3 protein-coding genes are annotated in these 2,523 nt (G+C 59.7%); all 3 read left to right on the forward strand.

From position 1 onward, the window contains the following. Positions 1–42 precede the first annotated feature (42 nt). Positions 43–1,131, forward strand: a complete 1,089-nt coding sequence (locus VGP75_RS15390; RefSeq protein WP_327544503.1) for a carbon-phosphorus lyase complex subunit — start codon at positions 43–45, stop codon at positions 1,129–1,131. Between the two features lie 184 nt (positions 1,132–1,315). After that, positions 1,316–2,173: an alpha-D-ribose 1-methylphosphonate 5-phosphate C-P-lyase PhnJ gene (locus tag VGP75_RS15395; RefSeq protein WP_327544501.1), complete on the forward strand. Its 858-nt coding sequence runs from the start codon at positions 1,316–1,318 to the stop codon at positions 2,171–2,173. Further along, positions 2,170–2,523 (forward strand): ATP-binding cassette domain-containing protein (locus tag VGP75_RS15400; protein ID WP_327544502.1); only part of this gene is annotated, 354 nt, incomplete at its 3' end. The genes VGP75_RS15395 and VGP75_RS15400, both read left to right, overlap by 4 nt.

Here is a 2,523-nt window from a genome sequence, read left to right on the forward strand (position 1 = left end):
AGACTGCGTTGCAGCACTCCCAAGAACGACAAAGGTGTCCTGATGTATGTCGCAGTCAAAGGCGGTGAACGGGCAATCGAGAACGCCCATGCATGGCTTGCCGAGGAACGCCGTGGCAACACGGATATTGCCGAACTCGGCATCGCGCAGATCCGCGAACAACTCAGCCTTGCCGTCAATCGCGTCATGGCCGAAGGTTCGCTCTATGATCCCGATCTGGCGGCGTTGGCGATCAAGCAGGCCCGCGGTGATCTGATCGAGGCGATCTTTCTGATCCGCGCTTACCGGACCACGCTGCCCCGCTTTGGGGCGTCTGACCCCGTAGATACCGGTGCGATGGCCTGCGACCGGCGCATCTCGGCTACGTTCAAGGACCTGCCGGGTGGGCAGGTGCTGGGGCCAACTTTTGATTACACGCACCGGTTGCTGGATTTCAAACTGGCGGCGGATGGCGACGTGCCAGAAGCGCCCGCGCGCGCGGCGGAAACCGGCGATGTGCCGCATGTAACGGGGTTCCTGAACCGCGAAGGGCTGATTGAAGAGGCCCGCCATGATGACACGCCACCGCGTGACCTGACCCGCGAACCCCTGGAAATGCCAGCAGACCGGCCCTTGCGCCTTCAGGCGCTTACCCGCGCGGACGAGGGTTTTACGCTTGGCCTCGCCTATTCAACGCAACGCGGCTACGGGCGCAATCACGCCTTTGTGGGCGAGTTGCGCATCGGGGCGGTGCCTGTTGAAATGGACATTCCGGAACTGGGCTTTGCCATCGAGATCGGTGAAGTGACCTTGACCGAATGCGAGACAGTCAACCAGTTCACCGGTTCGAAAACCGAACCGCCACAATTCACGCGCGGCTATGGATTGGTTTTTGGCCAGACCGAGCGCAAGGCGATTTCAATGGCCTTGGTCGACCGCGCCTTGCGGTGGGAAGAACTGGGCGAGGACAACGTTGGCGCCCCCGCGCAGGATGCGGAATTCGTGCTTTATCACGCGGATAACATCCAGGCGACGGGCTTTCTGGAGCATATCAAGCTGCCTCATTACGTTGATTTCCAATCCGAACTGGAACTGGTGCGCAAACTGCGCCGCGAAGCTGGCGCGGAATGTGTGAAGGAGGCCGCCGAATAATGTCAGTCGCCGCCGTCCCCATCAGACCAGCCGCCACCGCTTGGGCCATCGCCTCTAAATACGAGCAACAGTACGACGGGCACCGCAATACAGATCAGTACCTCGCGCGGATGATCTCGCATGGCCGAAATAAGGTCACTGAAAAACTCCATATCTCTCGCTGCCGCAGAATTGAGACTCTTTTATGACCGAAGCCGCATACAACTTCGCATATCTCGACGAACAGACCAAACGGATGATCCGTCGCGCGATCCTCAAGGGGCTGGCCATCCCCGGCTATCAGGTGCCATTTGCTTCCCGTGAAATGCCAATGCCCTATGGATGGGGCACTGGCGGCGTGCAGGTGTCCGCCGCAGTCCTGACCCCCGAAGATATCTTCAAGGTCATCGACCAAGGGGCCGATGACACCACAAACGCGGTGTCGATCCGAAGCTTCTTCCAGCGCACCGCAGGTGTTGCGACGACTACCGCAACACGCGACGCTACCGTGATCCAGACCCGCCACCGTATCCCCGAAGAGGCGCTGGGCGAAGGTCAGATCCTTGTCTATCAGGTGCCGATCCCCGAACCGCTGCGCTTTCTGGAGCCGCGCGAAAGCGAGACGCGCAAGATGCATAGCCTTGAGGAATACGGGCTGATGCATGTGAAGCTTTACGAAGATATCAGCCGTCACGGGCATATCGCGACCTCTTATGCCTATCCGGTCAAGGTCGAAGGGCGCTATGTCATGGACCCGTCACCCATTCCGAAATTCGATAATCCCAAGCTCGGCGATATGGCCGCGATCCAGCTTTTTGGTGCGGGGCGCGAACAGCGCATCTATGCCCTGCCGCCCTATACCCAAGTTGTCAGCCTTGATTTTGAGGATCACCCGTTCGAGGCGACAAAAGCCGATCATCCTTGCGGGATGTGTGGCGCGCAGGACAGCTATCTGGATGAACTTATCATTGATGACGCAGGCGGGCGGATGTTCGTGTGCTCGGATACCGACTATTGCGAGGCGCGTCAGGCGGCGGGCCATAAAGGAAAGGACGCGGCATGACACCTTTGCTGTCTGTTCAGGGCGTTACAAAAAGATACGGTGCCCATATCGGTTGCGCCGATGTCTCGTTCGACCTTTACCCGGGCGAGGTCATGGGGATTGTGGGTGAAAGCGGCTCCGGCAAGTCGACCCTGCTCAACTGCATGGCAGGTCATCTGCGCCCCGATGCGGGGCAGGTCGTCTTCGATACCCGTACCGATGGTCCGCGTGATACGATCACGATGTCCGAGCCTGAACGCCGGATGTTGGGGCGTACCGATTGGGCCTTTGTCCACCAGCATGCCCGCGACGGGCTGCGCATGGGTGTCAGCGCCGGTGGCAATGTCGGTGAACGCCTGATGGCTGTGGGT

The organism is Yoonia sp. (assembly GCF_036007805.1).
Classification (GTDB): domain Bacteria; phylum Pseudomonadota; class Alphaproteobacteria; order Rhodobacterales; family Rhodobacteraceae; genus Yoonia.

Coding starts and splice junctions, on each gene's coding strand:
- VGP75_RS15395 (WP_327544501.1), top strand. CDS start 1,316: ATGACCGAAGCCGCATACAACTTCGCATATCTCGACGAACAGACCAAA.
- VGP75_RS15390 (WP_327544503.1), top strand. CDS start 43: ATGTATGTCGCAGTCAAAGGCGGTGAACGGGCAATCGAGAACGCCCAT.